Source organism: Collinsella ureilytica (assembly GCF_019795105.1).
In the GTDB taxonomy this organism is placed as follows: domain Bacteria; phylum Actinomycetota; class Coriobacteriia; order Coriobacteriales; family Coriobacteriaceae; genus Collinsella; species Collinsella ureilytica.
On record NZ_JAIMFO010000006.1, the window covers coordinates 122,026 to 140,155 of the forward strand.

The 18,130-nt window shown below is 52.6% G+C and carries 12 protein-coding genes; 6 read left to right on the top strand and 6 right to left on the bottom strand.

From position 1 onward, the window contains the following. Positions 1 to 6: 6 nt before the first annotated feature. Positions 7 to 1,632 (bottom strand): ABC transporter substrate-binding protein, encoded by a 1,626-nt coding sequence (locus K6V98_RS04875; protein WP_222199406.1) that lies wholly within the window; start codon positions 1,630 to 1,632, stop codon positions 7 to 9. A gap of 72 nt (positions 1,633 to 1,704) precedes the next feature. Then, complete coding sequence (locus K6V98_RS04880; protein ID WP_222199407.1) at positions 1,705 to 3,138, bottom strand: C1 family peptidase; 1,434 nt, start codon at positions 3,136 to 3,138, stop codon at positions 1,705 to 1,707. Between the two features lie 269 nt (positions 3,139 to 3,407). Between K6V98_RS04880 and K6V98_RS04885 the strand changes: the two genes are divergently transcribed. Both K6V98_RS04885 and K6V98_RS04890 read left to right on the top strand, forming a co-directional pair. Next, positions 3,408 to 4,358, top strand: a complete 951-nt coding sequence (locus K6V98_RS04885; RefSeq protein ID WP_222199408.1) for a DUF1177 domain-containing protein — start codon at positions 3,408 to 3,410, stop codon at positions 4,356 to 4,358. Positions 4,359 to 4,410: 52 nt separating this feature from the next. Then, positions 4,411 to 4,875 carry a hypothetical protein gene (locus K6V98_RS04890; protein WP_222199409.1) on the top strand — a complete coding sequence of 155 codons (465 nt, stop codon included), beginning with the start codon at positions 4,411 to 4,413 and terminating at the stop codon, positions 4,873 to 4,875. Positions 4,876 to 5,076: 201 nt separating this feature from the next. Here K6V98_RS04890 and K6V98_RS04895 read toward each other — a convergent pair whose 3' ends face one another. Next, positions 5,077 to 5,349 (bottom strand): hypothetical protein, encoded by a 273-nt coding sequence (locus tag K6V98_RS04895; RefSeq protein ID WP_222199600.1) that lies wholly within the window; start codon positions 5,347 to 5,349, stop codon positions 5,077 to 5,079. Positions 5,350 to 5,689: 340 nt separating this feature from the next. Here K6V98_RS04895 and K6V98_RS04900 point away from each other — a divergent pair, with 340 nt between their 5' ends. The 3 genes from K6V98_RS04900 to K6V98_RS04910 are packed head-to-tail and all read left to right on the top strand — an operon-like array spanning position 5,690 to position 8,513. Further along, on the top strand, positions 5,690 to 6,274 hold the full coding sequence (locus K6V98_RS04900) for an MptD family putative ECF transporter S component (protein WP_222199410.1): 585 nt from the start codon (positions 5,690 to 5,692) through the stop codon (positions 6,272 to 6,274). After that, the gene (locus K6V98_RS04905) at positions 6,274 to 6,963 is read left to right on the top strand and encodes an energy-coupling factor transporter transmembrane component T family protein (RefSeq protein WP_222199411.1); all 690 of its coding nucleotides are present in this window, start codon (positions 6,274 to 6,276) and stop codon (positions 6,961 to 6,963) included. The genes K6V98_RS04900 and K6V98_RS04905 overlap by 1 nt, the downstream gene beginning before the upstream one ends. After that, positions 6,957 to 8,513, top strand: coding sequence for an ABC transporter ATP-binding protein (locus K6V98_RS04910; protein ID WP_222199412.1), 1,557 nt, complete (start codon positions 6,957 to 6,959; stop codon positions 8,511 to 8,513). The genes K6V98_RS04905 and K6V98_RS04910 overlap by 7 nt, the downstream gene beginning before the upstream one ends. Before the next feature lie 100 nt (positions 8,514 to 8,613). Here the strand turns inward: K6V98_RS04910 and clpB are convergent, their stop codons facing one another. From clpB to K6V98_RS04925, 3 genes are all read right to left on the bottom strand, one after another. Further along, a complete protein-coding gene (gene clpB, locus K6V98_RS04915; RefSeq protein WP_222199413.1) occupies positions 8,614 to 11,229 on the bottom strand; it encodes an ATP-dependent chaperone ClpB in 2,616 nt (871 codons plus the stop codon). 297 nt (positions 11,230 to 11,526) lie between these two features. After that, positions 11,527 to 12,009, bottom strand: coding sequence for a hypothetical protein (locus tag K6V98_RS04920; RefSeq protein WP_222199414.1), 483 nt, complete (start codon positions 12,007 to 12,009; stop codon positions 11,527 to 11,529). 166 nt (positions 12,010 to 12,175) lie between these two features. After that, positions 12,176 to 17,620: a glycoside hydrolase family 2 TIM barrel-domain containing protein gene (locus tag K6V98_RS04925; RefSeq protein ID WP_222199415.1), complete on the bottom strand. Its 5,445-nt coding sequence runs from the start codon at positions 17,618 to 17,620 to the stop codon at positions 12,176 to 12,178. Between the two features lie 249 nt (positions 17,621 to 17,869). Between K6V98_RS04925 and K6V98_RS04930 the strand changes: the two genes are divergently transcribed. After that, positions 17,870 to 18,010, top strand: coding sequence for a hypothetical protein (locus K6V98_RS04930; protein ID WP_222199416.1), 141 nt, complete (start codon positions 17,870 to 17,872; stop codon positions 18,008 to 18,010). The last annotated feature ends 120 nt before the right edge of the window (positions 18,011 to 18,130 follow it).

The following is an 18,130-nucleotide window of genomic DNA, read 5'->3' on the forward strand; positions in this document are numbered from 1 at the left end:
GCATGCCTAGGAGCGCTTACCAACGTTTACCTCGTCGTTCACAATCCGGACATGACCATCAGCACGAGGGACATAGCCCTCAACCAGCTTGTTGAGGCCTGTGCACATATCGCGCGATCCATACACCAAAATGGGATCCTTGGCCACAATCTTGCGAAGCGCCTGCTTATACACCTTGGCGCGCTCGTCTTGATCAATCACCCGATTTGCCTCATCAAGCAAGGCATCGACCTCAGGATCATTAAAGCCTGCACCATTTCCCAAAGCGCCGATATTGGTCGTATGGAACATCTGGTTTAGGAAGAAATACGGATCCGGATACCACGTCCACGACATGGCGTAGATATCTGCGGTACCTGAGGCAGCGGTAGCAGAGAAGGTGCCCCAGTCAGACGTATTAATTTTCACGTCAATATTCAAATTCTTTTTGAGCTGCTGCTGAAAGACCGTTGCCATATCCACACGGTCAGGCGCATTGGTGATATAGAGGTTGAGTGTCAAGCCATTCGCATGCCCAGCCTCAGCGAGCAGGCGCTTTGCCTCCTCAGGATCATAGGCCGGAACAAGTTCTTCTGCGGATGCGTCATAGCCCCAACTCTCTGCTGGCAAGGGGAGCTTTGCCTCGCGGCCACCACCATAGGGAAAGGTTGCAGCAACAAGATCTTCGCGCTTGACCGCCATAAGAATTGCCTTGCGCACCCGTTGGTCTGCGGTAGGCCCGTTCGCATTATTCATATAGATATAACTAATATGCAGCGCCTGCTTTTCTTCCACCTCATAGGCGTCATTCGCCTTAACCGTTTGCAGCGACTCGCCAGAAAGATCGGTCACCATATCCACGTCACCGGTGAACAGGGCATTTGCAGCCTGAGTGTTATCGGTAATCACCTTCCACACCACGCCGTCGAGCTTAGGCTTCGCACCCCAGTAGGTATCGTTGCGCGCAAGCTCAGTTTGCTGATCGCGGATAAAGGCCTTGAGCACAAAAGGACCGGTGCCAATGAGGTGCTCACCAAAGGCATCGCCCCAGCCCTCAACCTCTTCCTTGGGAACAATGGCGTTACCCGCGTCGGTAAGGGCTGCTAAAAACGAGGCTGAAGGAGTCTTGAGTACGCACTCAACCCGCGTGTCAGATATAACCGTGCAGTGATCAAGCATGGCTAAGCGATTGAGAGCAGACTGCTGAGCTGAGCGCTCGAGTGAAAACTTCACGTCTTCCGCCGTCATTGCGCGCCCGTCTTGATACTCGCCCTTTTGGAACACAACGTCAGAGCGCAAATCAAAGGTGTAGGTCATTCCATCTTCTGAGATCTCCCAGACGGTAGCCAAGCAAGGCGCGATCTTGGAGAGATCCATGGAGTACTGCACGAGGGTATCGCAGACGCTGTTGATGACCTGCGACTCATACACGCCGGTGTATTTGATGGGATCCAAATACGCAGGAGAAGCAGCAAGAGAAATGGCAAGTGTGCCGCCAGCTCCGCCCCCACCAGTGCCCGATCCAGCCCCTGAAGAGTCTCCGCAACCGGCGAGCGAAAGTGCTGCACCACCAAGCGCAAGGGCGCCGAGACCACCAAGCAAGCCCCGGCGAGAGATCGTCTTCTTGGTGAGATAGGTGTTGATCTGATTCATGGTTGTACCTTTCTGTATATGTGCATATGCGCTGCGGCCAGAAGCACTCCAGCCGTTAGAGCCATCTGAGGCCTACCACGGCCGATAGTTAATAAATCCTGTCCAGGGATCCACCTGTTCAACTGGAAGTGTGTCCCAAAGCGTTACCAGGTCTTCTGGGACAAACTGACGCTCTACAACCACGACACCGCCATAAGCTCGATGCCAATCTCCGCTCATGATGTAGTAACCGTTTTTGTTCTCAGCAGCGCCATGGCTATTCTCAACACGCCATGCATGCGGGCGGCCATCGCCATCAAGCTGTACGCCTTGAAACACCATGCAATGAGACATGCCCATAGCGTTGAGATCTAAAGCGGCGGCTCGACTCATGCTCAAATCGATGTCAAATAGACCCTCAAGATCCATGCAATCAAGAGCGAGAACTCCCGAATGGTCTGCTGCATAGCGAAGACTTCGCTTCGCCACATCGCACATCATGTACACCGGTGTAGATCCGCGAAGCGACGCAATTGCAGCCTCTTCAAGTCGGCTCATCTCAACGTTTAGATACTTGACCGGTCGTCCACCAATAACTGGATCAAACCACCTAAAACTATAGAGGTGGCTAAAGGGGCGGGTCTCACCTGGCAAGCTCGAAAGCTCAATATAGGAACTCGCATCAAATTGAGCATAGCGGCAAGCAAATTCCTGAGGTGTGATCCCGTGCTCACTGAGTAGTCGCCGATCGCGACGAGCATCGATCTCTAGGCGATGGGCAGGCACCTGAGCGGCAGGGCCTACGCGCATAAGCACGTCAAAGGTCACAGGCGGCTCGCCCAAGCAACACGAAAGAACACGGTGCACCGCTTTGAGCATCTCATCCTTGCGCTCACAGAGCTCCTCTTTACTCACGCCTTCGCGATACCAGACGCGCAGCTGAGCAGCATCGTGCAGCAAAAGCTCGCCTAAGACCTCGTTCATAGCCTTTGTATCGCGCGAGCAAGCCGTCTCAGGCATGATCTCTTTGGGAACAAGCCCCCACTTTTCAACCAAGCTGGCGCAAAACATGAACTGGCCACCATCTGAAGCCGCATGCATGGTGAGGTGATTCACAATGCGATCGGTAGGTGGAAGTTCAGCCGTTTCGATGATGCGATCTAAGAAGGCATTTGATTTTTCAAGCTTCTCATAAAAGGTGAGATAGGCCTGAGAAAACTCAAAGTCATCGAGGTCGAGGATGTCCATGGTTTTCGCCCGAATGACATTGAGCGTAGAAAACATCCAGCAGCGACCCGACTGCATTTGATCGGTTACCGTGCGTGCAGCGGCAAGCTCAATGCCATACGTATCGGTATAGGAGCGAACGGCTCGTTGATCGCGAGCGGCACCTACGATGCCGGTCGTAGTAACCGCATTACGTGCGATTCTGTTTGCACGATCCGTGGAGAATGTGCGCGCAAGATCCTGCATGCGCCCAACATCTACCGATTCTCCCAAAACCACCTTACCGGCTGATTCCTGCACGTCACCCCTCCTTGAAAACCCTACCTGAGCACGAAAGTAAGCTCGTACGCATGCTCAAAAAAGCACCTCGTTCGTTGTTCAGTATATCGGGTACTTTTCTCTGTTAAAGTTTCATCAGGATGTTTTCATAGCTGTGAAACACTATGGATGTCGATTTGCATACTCAAGGCATTCTGGGGTCTACATTCGCTTTTGTGTATAGAGTTATACAACTGCTACTCCCTTGAATACCTGCGAAAACTGCCGTGGCGCGACTGAAAGGAGAGCCCATGCTCTTACGACAACTGCTTGAAATCTATGACCTGATTGATACCCCTCATGCAACAGGAGATGCTGTAGCCGATCTCATCCGCTCGCGCGGTGCCTCAGATGTTGTTGTGCGAAGTGTTGGAAATGGCAGGGGCTCAACCGATTGCATCAAGATCTGTATTCCCGGTGCAAACGGCCGCATATCGGGCGGAGATGCGCCCACGCTTGGCGTAATTGGACGACTCGGAGGGCTCGGTGCTCGACCAGAAATGATTGGTGCCGTCTCTGATGGCGATGGAGCAATTGCAGCGCTTACCTGCGCACTCAAGCTCGCTGAGATGCACAAACAAGGCGATGTATTGCCGGGAGACGTTATTGTGGCAACTCATATCTGCCCGGATGCTCCTACGCTTCCGCACGATCCGGTTCCGTTCATGGATTCCCCCATTGATATGGATGCCATGAATCGGATGGAGGTTGATCCGCGTATGGAGGCAATCCTCTCCATCGATACCACCAAGGGGAATCGCATAATTAATCAAAACGGCATTGCCATATCGCCCACCGTGCGCCAGGGCTGGATCTTGCCCGTAGCTCCAGACTTACTCGATATTCAAACGCGCGTAACCGGCAAGATGCCCGCAGTCTTTGCGCTCTCGCAGCAAGACATTACCCCCTATGGAAACAACCTCTATCACCTGAATAGCATCTTGCAGCCTGCAACTGCCACGACCGCTCCAGTGGTTGGCGTGGCAATTACCACCGAGCAGATGGTAGCAGGCTGCGCCACGGGAGCCTCACATGCCCAAGATGTCGAGCTCGCTGCTCGCTTTGCGCTCGAAGTTACAAAGGTATTTGGATCGCGCAGCTGTGCTTTCTTTGATGAGGAGGATTTCTCTCGCCTCACTGATCTGTACGGATCCATGAAGCATCTCCAGACTAAGGGAACGTCTGGGCAGCAAGCAAACTGATGGGTATCATACACACAAGCAACCCGCGCCCCGTACATCCCAAGGAGGCCTGATGTCTCAGAATCGCAAGCTGCTCAAAATCGTGAGCCTCATTCAATTCCCCTTAGGCGTTGCCCTCATCGTCCTCGGCGTACTCGTCTTTGTGGGAGTGCTCAGTGACGGCAGCTCGCATGCCAGCCTTACTGCATCTACAAACGGAGCAAGCGTACAGCTGAGCCTTGGCAGCGGTGTTGTTACGCTCGCAGCTGGCCTCTTGTGCACTATGGCCTCGGTTTTAGGAATCCGTGGAGCAAACCGGCCACGCTCACTTGGCTCGCATGGATTGATTGCCATACTCGGTGCCATCTCTGGTGCGTGCACAACTGGTATCTGCATCCTGGCACACGTACAAGATACCCTGGCAGAAAGTGCCTTCATCATGAATATCAATCTCATGGGGCTCGGGACACTGCTGTTTATCTTGAGCATTGCAGCGGCCATCTTGGACAAGCGCGTTAAGGGAGAAATTACGCTGTAGACGGTGCACGGAGCATGATACACGCGCTTCAAACCACGACTTTCTTAGCGCGACATTGCTCTGCCCGGCGTTCATGATTGCTGCACTCAAGGCCTTAGCGCAGCGACTGCACCAGATCCGTGTTCAAAGCCACGACAAAACGTCCGCAGCGGTTCCATGCTCACAGGCGTGACGGAGCGCTTGCGCCAGTTCTCAGCGCGCCTATCGCCAGGGATCTGCCTCAAATAAGGGCTCGGGTTCTGGACGACGATCAGAATAGGGGTCATACCCATCGTCGTCTTCGGCCTCTGCTCGAATATACGGATCGGTCGGCTCTACAAGCTTCTTCTGCTTCACGGGCGTGCGCTTCTGATCGCTTTTCTTGGGCAGCTTGCTCGCTTGTGAATCAACACCACAGTCGACATATGAGCCAGCAGTCGGTACTTGAGCGCCGAGCTCATCTGCGTACGGATGTCCTTGGATCTGCCTCGTCATCGCGCCTCCTTACCACGGCGATTATCCGCCCTTGCCTTCCTGCAGCACAACCTTACAAGTAAGCATTCCTCAGTATCCGCCCAAGACAGCCTACAGCACAACCTGAGCAATAAGGCCTCCCCCGTTTCATACAAAACTGCGCACAACTTCTTATTGAATCTTTCAAATCAGAACGCTACTCTAATAAAGAGTTACCTGTGTTTAACTATATGCAGCTCGGGACAGATAGTTAGGCGGCATGACTGTACGGGATGTACGCGTGTATATGAATTGAGTCGCGCTTGATAGAGCAGATGCAGCGTATATACCAGTGCAATGCAGAGGCTACAAGGAGGCGGCAGTGAGAGAAAAGAACTTGACCGTAAAAGACCTGGTTACCATTGGTATTTTTGCGGTCGTCTATTCTGTGGTGATGTTTGTTACCGGATGCATGGGGTTTGTTCCCATCCTCTACTTAGTATGGCCAACGGTTTGCGCCATTGTTGGCGGCGTTGTAATCATGCTGTTTATGGCAAAGGTTCAAAAACCATGGGCTCTGCTCATCTTAGGCATGATCGTCCCTCTGGCTACATTTGCAATGGGGTATACCTTTATTGTGCCGCTCATCTCGTTAATCGTTATGCTCATAGCAGAGTTTATTCGGCGCATGGGAGACTACAAGTCTTTCAAGTGTAATATGCTTTCATATGCGTTCTTTTCTTTATGGACTTGTTCGTCCCTCAGCCAAATACTTCTTGTAAAAGAGCGGTATATGGAAATGGTTGCCACCATGATGGGTCCCGACTACTTGAACGCACTTGAAAAGCTCATCACGTATCCCAGCATGGCACTCGTTGCACTTGGTGCCTTTTTGGGAGGCATCGCAGGTGCATTCCTTGGCAAAGCAATGCTTAAAAAGCACTTTGAAAAAGCAGGTGTTGTGTAGTGGAACCTATACGTTTTAGTCATGGGCTGAACCCCAATGCATTGGTCAAACTTGCAGTGGTCATAGCATTGGGGTTTAACATTATGCACCCGCTCAATCAGATAAGTTCGTGGGGCATGGCACTCCTTATTGCGCTTTTTCTGGTGCTGAATAACCACACAGCAACGGCTCTTAAGGGTATTGTGGGCTATGGAATTACCTCGGCTCTCCCCAGCTTAGATACGGCAAGCGCCCTTCCTGTAGTGCTGCAAATTCCTATTGGTGTCTTGCTCATGGCAAACATGTTTTATCTTCCGCTCTTTGCTGGCGTATTTTTTGTTAAAACAGCAGATGTTGGTGGTGTTTTAAGCTCGCTTGATAAGATCCATGCTCCCCTTGCAGTAAGCATTCCTGTGGCCATTATGTTTCGATACTTTCCTGCATTTAGCGAAGAGCGCAAACACGTGCGCCGAGCTATGAACATTCGAGGTATAAACCTTCTTAATCCCCTACAGTATCTTGAGTACGTTTCAGTGCCACTTCTTATCATCTCATCAAACATTGCCGACGATATTGCAAAGGCCGCTGAGACAAAAGGCATTGAAAATCCTGTAGAAAAAACTCGATATGTTTCGGCTACTTTAGGTCTGGTCGATGCTGGATTTGGAGGGCTTTCCGCTCTGCTCATGATCGGAGGATGGATATGGTAGATGAGCAGAAAGCCGGAGCTGCACTAAAACCTGTAGTACCTGAAGCAAGTGCAGCCTGTAGCAGATCAAACGCGTTAGAAAACACCGCACCTGTAGTTATCCGTAATGCGTCCGTGACCTACCAAAACGATAAAACCCGACTACACGATGTAAATCTTACCGTGGCTCCAGGTGAGGTCGTATTGCTTGCAGGCGCAAGTGGATCAGGAAAGTCAACGCTTATTAACTCCATCAATGGTCTTGCTTTTGCCTACGATGGTTGCACTCATACAGGAGAGATAGTACTTTGTGGCAAGCCCATAACGGAACTCAAGCTCTACGAAGTAGCCGCGCTTCTTGCAAACGTATTTCAAAATCCAAAGACGCACTTCTTCAATGTTGATACCACTATGGAATTGCTCTTTCATCTAGAAAATCTGGGCACTCCGTTAAACGAAATGCAAAAAAGACTCAAGCATCTGCTTGAGGTATTTCCCATTCAGCATTTACTTGGCCGCTCAATTTTTGAGCTATCAGGTGGAGAAAAGCAGATTTTATGCGTGGCGGCAGCATATATCTCGGGTGTTCAGACGCTTATTTTAGATGAGCCTTCCTCTAATTTAGATGCCGCATCAATTGATGTGCTTGAAACGATGCTTCTGGAACTGAAGCGCCAAGGCGTTACTCTCATCATTGCAGAGCACCGGCTCTACTACGTTATGGATGTAGTAGATACCGTATATGTAGTGCAAGACGGAAAGATTGCACAGCGTTATACGCGCGATGAATTTTGCGCACTATCGAAACAGGATCTGCATGCACGAGGCTTGCGCGGATCCAAGCGAGAGCCTCTTACTTTGAGCGCGGCACCTCATGAAGGTCAGTGGAAGATCGATGAGCTCACCATAGAGTTTTCTTCTGCTCAAAAAAAGCCCTTTGACTGGATGATGCGTTCTCAGAACTCCTACCCAAAGCAGACGCTTTCTGTATCAAATCTTCAGCTGTGCAGAGGCTCAATCTACGGAATCATAGGTAGAAACGGCATTGGAAAATCGAGCTTTGTGCGGGCACTATTAGGGCTTGAAAAAACAACGCATGACGTCGTGAGTGTTGACGGAAGACGAGTGAATAAACAGGAGCGCATCAAACGCAGCAGTTCGGTGTTTCAAGATGTCAATCACCAGCTATTTACCGATTCAGTTGCGCAAGAAATCAACCTCGAACATAAGCTCTCCGATGATGAACTCAATGAGATCTTAACCACCTTAGGAATCTTAGAGCTCAAAGATCGCCATCCTATGAGCCTTTCAGGTGGAGAAAAACAGCGCGTTGCCATAGGAGCTGCATTTGCAACAAACCATGATCTCATCTGTTTAGATGAGCCTACAAGCGGCATGGATTACGGCAACATGATGCGCATTTCAACACTGATTAAAAAGTACTCACGAAAAGATAGTCTCATCCTGATCGTGTCCCATGATGCAGAGTTTCTCAACTGTACCGCCGACTACCTGATTGATTTAGAGACGTATTCGAACGACGCTGAGAGCCGGACGCTCAACGGTGCATGACACTCACACCGTGAACGTCCGGCTCACGCAACTACCCTGCTTCGATCCCCTTACAATCCTTCATGCCTAAGCAGGCGCTGAGCATGAGGCTCACAAGACCTTATGCTTCCTCGGGCACGTCATAGTCAGCCTGCGGAGCCACATCTACCGTGAAGGTACCATTGGTAGCAACGCCTAAGGTAATGTGGTCGCCTTCAGAAACTCGCCCCTCAATAATGGCGCTCGCAATTGCGTCAACCACCTCACGCTGGATCAGGCGCTTAAGCGGACGTGCGCCAAAGACAGGATCGAGACCACCAACTGCAAGCATCTGCTTGGCTGCCGGCGTTACCTCAAGTGTCATGCGATCCTTCGCAAGGCGGAGTCGTACATCATCAAGCTGGATATCCACGATCTTTTCGATCTGCGCCATGGCAAGCGGATGGAAGGTCACAATCTCATCAATACGGTTCAAAAACTCAGGTCTAAAGGTGCGCGCCATCAGGTCATCAACTTGACGATGCATCTCCTCTTCATCCACACCTGCAAGCTCAGCAATAATCTGCGATCCCACATTTGAGGTCATGATAATAATCGTGTTCTTAAAGCTGACCTGCCTACCTTGGCCATCGGTAAGCCGACCGTCATCGAGGACTTGAAGCAAGACATTGAACACGTCCGGATGAGCCTTTTCCATCTCATCAAAGAGAATGACCGAATAGGGGCGACGGCGCACAGCCTCGGTGAGCTGCCCACCTTCGTCGTAGCCCACATATCCCGGAGGGGCACCAATAAGGCGCTGCACGCTGAACTTTTCCATGTACTCAGACATGTCAATTCGCACGAGCGCCCGCTCATCGTCAAACAGGCTCTCTGCAAGTGCTCGAGCAAGCTCGGTTTTACCCACGCCGGTAGGACCGAGGAAGAAGAAACTGCCAATAGGCCGATCGGGATCAGACAGGCCTGCACGAGAACGACGCACTGCCGCCGCGACCGCTCGCACGGCCTCATCTTGACCAATAACCCGGCGGTGCAGCACCTCTTCAAGATGCTTTAACTTATCAAGCTCGCCCTGCATCATCTTGGACACGGGCACGCCTGTCCAAGCACTTACCACCTGTGCAATTTCTTCTGTGGTGACCTGCTCGTTTAAGCCTCCCTCACCAGCTGCCGATCGCTCTGCCAGCTCTTGCTCACCTGTTGCAATATCGCGTTCAAGACCAGGAATTACCGAATAGCGCAGCTCTCCGGCGCGCTCAAGATTTCCCTCACGCGTAACCCGGTCAAGCTCTCCGCGAGCATCATCGAGCTTACCTTTGAGCTCGCGCACGCGGTCGATCGCATTCTTCTGATTGAGCCAGCCTGCCTTCTCAACATCAAGTTCCTCTTGCAAGGAGACAATCTCTTGGCGGAGCACGTCGAGCCGCTCAGCAGAAGCCTCATCGGTCTCTTTCATGAGCGCTTGCTCTTCAATTTGCAGCTGCGTGAGCTGGCGCGTTAAGGCATCAATCTCTGCAGGCATGGAATCGAGCTCCATGCGCAGCCGACTTGCCGCCTCATCTACCAAGTCGATGGCCTTGTCCGGCAAGAAGCGATCAGCAATATAGCGATCAGAGAGGTCTGCCGCAGCAACTAACGCTCCGTCTACAATATGCACGCCATGGAAGATCTCATATTTTTCTTTGAGACCACGCAGAATTGAGATGGTGTCTTCGACGCTCGGCTCAGAAACCAGCACGGTTTGAAAGCGCCGGGCAAGCGCTGCGTCTTTCTCAATATATTTTCGATACTCGTCCAAGGTGGTAGCGCCAATGGCATGTAGGTCACCACGCGCAAGGGCGGGCTTTAAGATATTGCCCGCATCCATCGAGCCCTCAGTAGCTCCGGCTCCCACAATCGTGTGCAGCTCATCAATGAAAAGAATGACGCGACCTGCCGCCTGCTCAACCTCTTTGAGCACCGCTTTAAGGCGATCCTCAAACTCACCGCGATATTTTGCTCCTGCCACGAGCGCGCTCATATCCAGCTCAATGAGGTCGCGATCACGCAGGGTGCTTGGCACATCTCCAGCAACAATTCGCTGAGCAATGCCTTCTACAATGGCGGTCTTTCCTACACCAGGCTCACCAATGAGAACCGGGTTGTTTTTCGTACGGCGCGAGAGCACTTGGATCGTTCGACGAATTTCGTCTGAGCGGCCAATCACCGGATCCAATTTGCCCGCACGAGCAAGCTCACAAATATCGCGGCCATACTGCTTGAGTGCCTCAAATTGCAGCTGACTATCCTCACTGGTAACGCGGTCGTCCCCACGCAGCTCTCGATAGGTTTCCTCAATTCGCACGCGCGTAACACCTGCATCCGCCAAGATGCGCCCAGCAACCCCTTTATCTTCGGCCAAGGCCATCAGCAGGTGCTCGGTCACCACAAAGCTATCTTCCATTTCAGAGGCTCGGCGCTCTGCACGCTCAAGCACCCGCGTCAGCTCATTTGAAAGGCCGATTTGGGCACCCTCCACCTGCGGAGCCCGGCCTATGGCTTCTTTTGCATCAGCTGCCAAACGACGGGGATCAGCGCCAATCCGCTCAATGATGACGGAGATATTGCGCTCCTCTGCTTCAAAGAGTGCGAGAAGCAGGTGAATTGGCTCAACCGCGCCCGCCTTGGCGTCTCCCGCAATTCCAATTGCTGTTTGTAAAGCCTGACGCGCAGTCATGGCCAGCTTATCGATTCTCATAGGCCTTACCTTTCCCACATGCCGCTCGAGGTCTCGCGGCTGCCGCCCTACGGGGCAGCGTCATACAGTCAAGGCTCTTGTTGCCGTTCTTGAGCGTTTTAATCAGAATCTAAGTGACTTCATATAAGATTTTCTAAGTGATGAAATAGATAGCCTGCCTAAGCAGGCTATCCCATGTCCGCACGGAGCCCATCCACGCAAAGCAGGCTGCTTGCATCTCACAACCGTCCGAGCCCGGCACCCTGGTCGAGCACACAAAAGATCACGCATACAGCCGATGTACAGGCTGCTCAAAACTTACGCAGCGTGAGCACCACGGTACTGACGCTGCCGCACTACCAAGCAACGAATGATACAAGCTACGATAATACCGAGCTCGATTGCCCGTACCGCCCAAAAAGCAGGCTGCGTATACTCGGTAATCATTAAGCTGGAATTATCAATATAGTTCTTTGGGTACCCGGGATACCACCAGCCAATCAAGCTGTAAGGGTCGTCGAAAAACATTGCTCCCACAGCAATTACTTGCATAATAAGAGCGCGGACAGGCACGCGCTCTCTCCATGTTCCGTAAAGAAGCAGTGCGATAATGCTGCCATATAACAAATAGTCATCAAGCCATAGGCCTTCAAGGCGCAAGCCATAGTCAGTAAATCCCACATCATAGCCAACATACTGACACGTAGCCCGGATATAGAAGGTAGCAAAAAAGCATACGGTGACAGCAATCCGAAAGGCAAGCGAAGCAGGGCTGGTTAGTTTATGTGTTGAGGAGCGCACGGCTCGACCTCCTATCGCAAAGCCCATACTATTTCACCACCCATTCTATCGAAAAAGAGACACCTCATAGGCTACCGTTTTATAGAATTTCAAACACCCATTTGATCGATATGAAAAAGGGGACGCCGCTGGGACGTCCCCTATCTTCGTTGTAGAGCTGACTGCTTTAGCGAGAGCGCTTCTTGCCGCCAACCGCTACGAGAATTGCTCCAGCACCTGCAAGCCCGGCAAGACCCGCAAGCCCAGCAATATCGCCAGTGCGTGGCAGGTGATGGTGCTTACGATTCTGGCGCTGCTTACCTTGGCCGCTACCTTGATCGCCACCTTGGCCAGCACCTTGGCCGGTGTTACCCGTACCGCCATTGGTACCCGTGCCTGTACCTTGGCCGGTTCCCGTATTGCCTGTTGACCCACCGGTGCCGCCATTGCCAGTGCCACCGTTGTTGGTACCGCTGTTACCCGTACCTCCAGTATCAGTGCCACCGTTATCGGTACCGCCATTGTCTTTGGGAAGCACCGTTACGGTAAAGGTCGCCGTATGACCCTTATAGCTCACCCGAATATCTTGAGATCCAGCAGTTGCAAAGGCAGTATCCAGTGATGGCTCAAAGCTCACATCAGCCTTTGTTGTATCGTCGTATACCACCTGTGCACTCGATGCATCGCTCATCGCAAGCGTAAGCACCAGACCTGCAGGATCAAGCTTTTCGGCCACCTGATACACATGCTTTGTTGGCATAGTAGCTACCGAAATGCCCTCAACCTCGGGCTTCACAATTTGAACCGTAAAAGTATGGGCACTGGTCTGGCCAGCATACTCATCAATACCGCGTGCACGAAGCGTTGCCTCGCCCGCATCCGTATTGCCTTCGTACTCCAAGACATAGTCAATACCATAGGCGAGCTTCTTGTCTCCCAAGCTCACACTCACCTTGGAGGGATCAAAGGTTGCTGGGTGCTCAGCATCTACCACAAAGACTCCCAGATCATTCGGGGCTTCAAGGGTCGCCGTAGAAATATCTGTCGTTTGCTTTGCCATACGCAGACGAATCTCAGACGCGCTAACGAACTGATTAGTTCGACCGCCATCGGCGTAGGTGTTAAGACCCTGGAAGCGGAAGTACTTTGCCGTTACTGGCTGATCAAGTTGAATCAGCCGCCATGCACGCTCATAGCCCGAATCGCTCGGAGACGGCCATGTTGCCCGTCCAGCCTCAACCCAGGTGCGCTCGGCACTGCGGCGAGCACGAACTGGGGCTACCGCCTCACCCGCAGCTGTCGGAGCAGCTGCCTGCCACGCTACGCCATCGGTGCTGTACTCAAGTACACCCTCAGTTACCACGCCATTGGCAGAAGCGGAACCAGGACGTGCCAGATACCGCAGGCCATCGATGGCCGTCGGCTCTGCCAACTCCATAACAACCCAGTGATCAGAAGCTGGGGTGGGAGCCCAGGTTGAGTGCCAATGCGTTTCTTCTTTACCGTCAAAGGCGAGAGCAATCTTGCCCTCAGTTGCAGAAGCGTGACGATCCTCAACCTCACTACCAGCGGTTGCCGTAATCTTTGCAACCGGATAATCCCGAGAACTATCGTCTGGGGTTACCACAGCCTCTGTGCCCAAATTGATCGTATAGAGACCACGAACCATATGATCTTCAGACTCAAGCACGATCTTTACTGCCTGCTCATGGGCGGGCAACACGGTAACCGCAGCATTGTCTTTTCCTGTGGCATCTACGTTTGCAATAATTGCCGGCGTATCAAAGTGGCCTGCACTCAGCGCCTGCTCAGAAACGTTCTTACCATTTACAGTCAGGGCAGAAAGCTCAGCTGCATCTCCCGTATCAAAGCGGCCGATAACACCAAAGAGCTCGATCTCGCTAATGCCCGTGCAAGGCTTGGGGCCTGAAAGCACCTCATCGGAGTTCGTAACCGTTATGCGAACAAAGGTTGCCGATACCGGCGTGAACTCATAGGTATACGGAGTAACGCGGCCAGCAGCTTTGCCTACCGTCTCTTTTACGGTAAGCGGTGTCCAGTCCTGACCATTTTCAGATACCTCAAGCACAGTCGTTCCCGGCTTGGGCAAACGAGCAGAATACGTGTCAACAAAGAAGTGCACACGAGCCTGGCCAATGCGCTGCTGTGTTGCAAATCTGAGCGTAATGGCAGCCTTTGTATGCCCCTCTTGAGACCACGTGAAGTTGGTCCAGCCACTGGGGTTAATGCCGCCACCAGCGTTGGCGCTTACCTCAGTTGACCCATCAACAACTGCAGACAAGGTATCGTTTTGCTTGCCCTCAGGAATATCTTGCGAAGGCGTGGACACGGTAGCCAAATTTGATCCGATGCTGATCGTCTCGCGCTGCACACGAATGGTTGCCGTCAGCGGAAGATCGCGTCCAAAGACCGTAGCCGTTCCCTTGAGAACAACCGTTCCTTCCTGATCATACGCACCCTTTGCAGGATCCTCCCACGTCACCGGGAAGCTTGCATGTAGCACCGTGCCATTAGCTTGGATGGCAGGGCGTGCATCGGGAAGAATGGGCTCACGGCCAACCGGCGTTGTGGCTGAATAATTCATGAGCGCCACAATGTCATCAAGGACGGTAACCGAGATGTTTGCACGCACACCGGCAACCGTACCGGTCACCGTAAAGGTACCTGCATGACCAAGCGCTTCCTCGTCATAGGCATCCCACGCAACGGTCTCGTCAGCAACCGTAGCATCTGAATAGCGCACCTCGAGCTTTTCAGGCAAGCTCAGCTTGGAGCCCGTCTTTACATAGATATGACGAGAGTAGAAGAGGCTATCAACGCGGCGCGCGGTAGAGCTAGAACCTTCAACCGCAGCAACCGGAATGGTTACCGTTGCCGGAGCAAGGCCTTCTGAGCTTACCGTTACCGTGGCGGTTCCCGCCTCAGTGCCAGCTTGAATAATGCCAACCAGCTCACCGGAGAAGGCTTTGCGATCAGCATCTCGGAAGGACTGATGATCGGGCGAGCAGCCATTATCAATACCAGCAAGAGAGCCTGCGCCCCTCACCTCAAACGCAATGCGATTGTCGGCATTTGGCACCAAATTACCGGCAGCATCTTGCACACTCACCCTGACGTAAGCCAGATCCACTCCGTTGGCACTCATACCCGTGCGGTTGACCGTTGCCACCAGCTTGGCGGCAGGCCCTGCAGTGGTAACCGACTGACGTCCATCCCAGTCAGACGTATCAATCTTATCGCCATGCTCATCGTAGGCCTCAGCCGTAATGGTTCCATCCGCGTAAGGAACTTTCCAAGTGAGATAGAGATTACGGTGCTGTGCGCGGTCAGCCCCTTGTCCCTCATAAATCTGATAGGTGAAGTGATTGTCCGGTGTTGTTTTGTGCGTAAAGGTCTTAGACCCAATTTCTCTGCGCTCAGTAGAGCCTGCCGGTGTAAAGAAGAGCTTGACGGTTGGAGCATCGGAATACACGACGACGTCCACATTGCCGCGCCCATCACGCTTAACTACATTGCTGTTCCATGCGGGCAGAATATGCAGGGTGTGCTTGGAATCGTTCCACTGGCTCTGATACAGGTAGAAGGAATCCTTCGGCAAGCCAGCAGTATCGATGATGCCAAAATACGAATTCTTCGGAGACGGCCAGCGACCACGTACGCCCGGCGTCGTACCATTCCAAGGCGTCGGCTCGCCCAAATAATCAAAGCCCGTCCACACATATTCGCCTGCTACATAGTCGCGAGTAATCGCGTCATACCAGGCCTGTGAGGCAACGTGACCCCAGCTCACGCAACTATAGTCATACGACGTCATTTGCTGAACGCCATTATCTTGACCATGCGTGTGGTACACACCACGGCTATTAATGGCCGAAGCGGTTTCGGAGCCGATGATCTTCCAATCAGCATTGCGATGCGCCCGCTCATATTGGCCGCCATCAATATAGTTAAAACCATTCACGCCACCGGCTGCTGCAAGAGCCGCAGGATTGTACTCAAGCGAACCATTGCGCTTAAAACGATTGTCTCCGGTGGTAACCGGGCGCGTTGGATCGGCGGCGCGCGTCCAGGCAATCAGATTATTCTGAACTTGATTAAAGTTGGGCACGCCAGAAACTGTACCCTCGTTCATTTCATTGCCGAGCGACCACATAATAACGGCAGGAGAATTTGCATCGCGGCCTACCGTTTGCTCAAGATCAAACTTTGCCCATGTATCCTCTGAACGAGCACCGATGAGGCGCGAATTTCCAATGGTCTTTCCAAAGAAGCGCGCGTAATCTTTTGAGTTCTCGTTCTTTTGAGCCGCCCAGCCATCAAAGAACTCCAGATCAAGGAGGATGCCCTCCTCATTGCAGATCTCGACAAGCTGGCGAGAAGGGGTGTTATGCGAGGTACGAATCGAATTTGCACCCATATCTTTGAGGATTGCCACCTGGCGTGCTATTGCATCGCGTGTAGCTACTGAACCTAAGGCACCCTGATCGTGGTGCATGCATACGCCTTTGATCTTTACGGGGCGTCCATTGAGCGAGAAGCCTCGATTGACGTCAAAAGTAAAGAAGCGATAGCCAAAGGTCGTGTCATAGGTATCGATCGTTTTGCCATCGCGCTCAATGGTTGTGCGCGCAATATAGAGGTTGGGATGCTCGGTATCCCAAAGCGCTGGAGCAGCAGTTGTAGTCGCAGTTGCTTCAAAGGTATCGGTGGCACCAGCATCCACGTTGCGCTCGGTGGTAACACTTGCAAGAGGGGCTGCAGGGTCTGCGCCCTTGGCAAAGATCGTCTGCACCACACGAAGCGTAGCGGCCTCTTTGCCATCATTTCTAATAGAAGTTGCAAGCTTGGTAGCAACAGAGCCTTGAGCCTCATTGGCAAGGTTTGGCGTGGTAACACGCACGCCATCGCGCTCAACGTGCACCGGATCGGTTACAACCAAATCCACATCGCGCCCAATTCCTGCGCCGGAGTACCAACGGCTCGAAGGCGTCTGGGCATTCACGCGCACGGCCACGGTATTTTGGCCGCCAAAAACAACCTCATCGGTAATATCAAAGGCAAACGGACTATATCCATAGGGATGATTGCCCAGCTCATGGCCGTTCACCCAAACCGTAGAGTCCATATACACGCCATCAAAATCAAGAAAGACGCGCTTGCCCTGTAACGCCTTTGATACCTCAAAGGTCTTGCGATACCAGCCTACGCCGCCGGGTTTATACGCACTTTCCGCCTCACCAGAGCGGGTATAGGGCTGGTCAATACTAAAATCGTGTGGAAGGTTAACCTGAGACCACGACGAGTCATCAAAGGTAGCCACCTCTGCACCAGATGGATCGCCAAGTTTGAATTTCCAACTCTCATTAAATGATTGTCGGCGAATGGCAGGATCCGTTACCGCATTGATATGGACAACCTCAGGAGCTGAGCTCATCTGCTCTGTAGACTGCGATCTCACTGTTGGATCGCCCGCATCTGCAAAGACTGCATGAAGGGGTGAGCCCAAGAGGAGCGCACCGGTCAGAGCCGCTGCAGCAAGATAGCTGAAACACTGAGGCACACGCGTGTGCTCCTCAGCGATTCTCTTTGCGGACTCGGCGATACGTGCCATGGTACCTCCACCGTTCGTTCAACAAGCCACCTTCTCGGCGGCATACAGGTGTTGTTAACGTTAACTTTTTTACGGTGGGGTCTGACGGCTCTCTTGGATAGACGGGATAAAGCCACCGGTGAACGGTATCAGAGGAGGCGCTGATGGTAGATTTGAGCAAACGGGTAGGGAAAGAGGTATAGCAACTCAAAAACCAGTGCGACCCAATGTACGACACCGCCCTTACGCGCCAAGGCGCAGCAACAAGTTGTGGATATCGCGATCGCAGGCATGCTCAAGTCTGACGGTATGCCTAGCTTTACCGGTATGCCTCACTGCGGACACGCCTCGCTACAGGCATCCCTCGCTATAGGTGCGTCTACCTCTACAGACATGCCTCACTGCGGATAGCTCTCGCAACAGGTGCACCTCCACTGCGGGCACACCTCACTCTACAGACATGCCTCACCGCAGGCACGCATCACTGCGGGTACCCCTCACTATGGGCAGCTCTCGCTACAAACGCGCCGC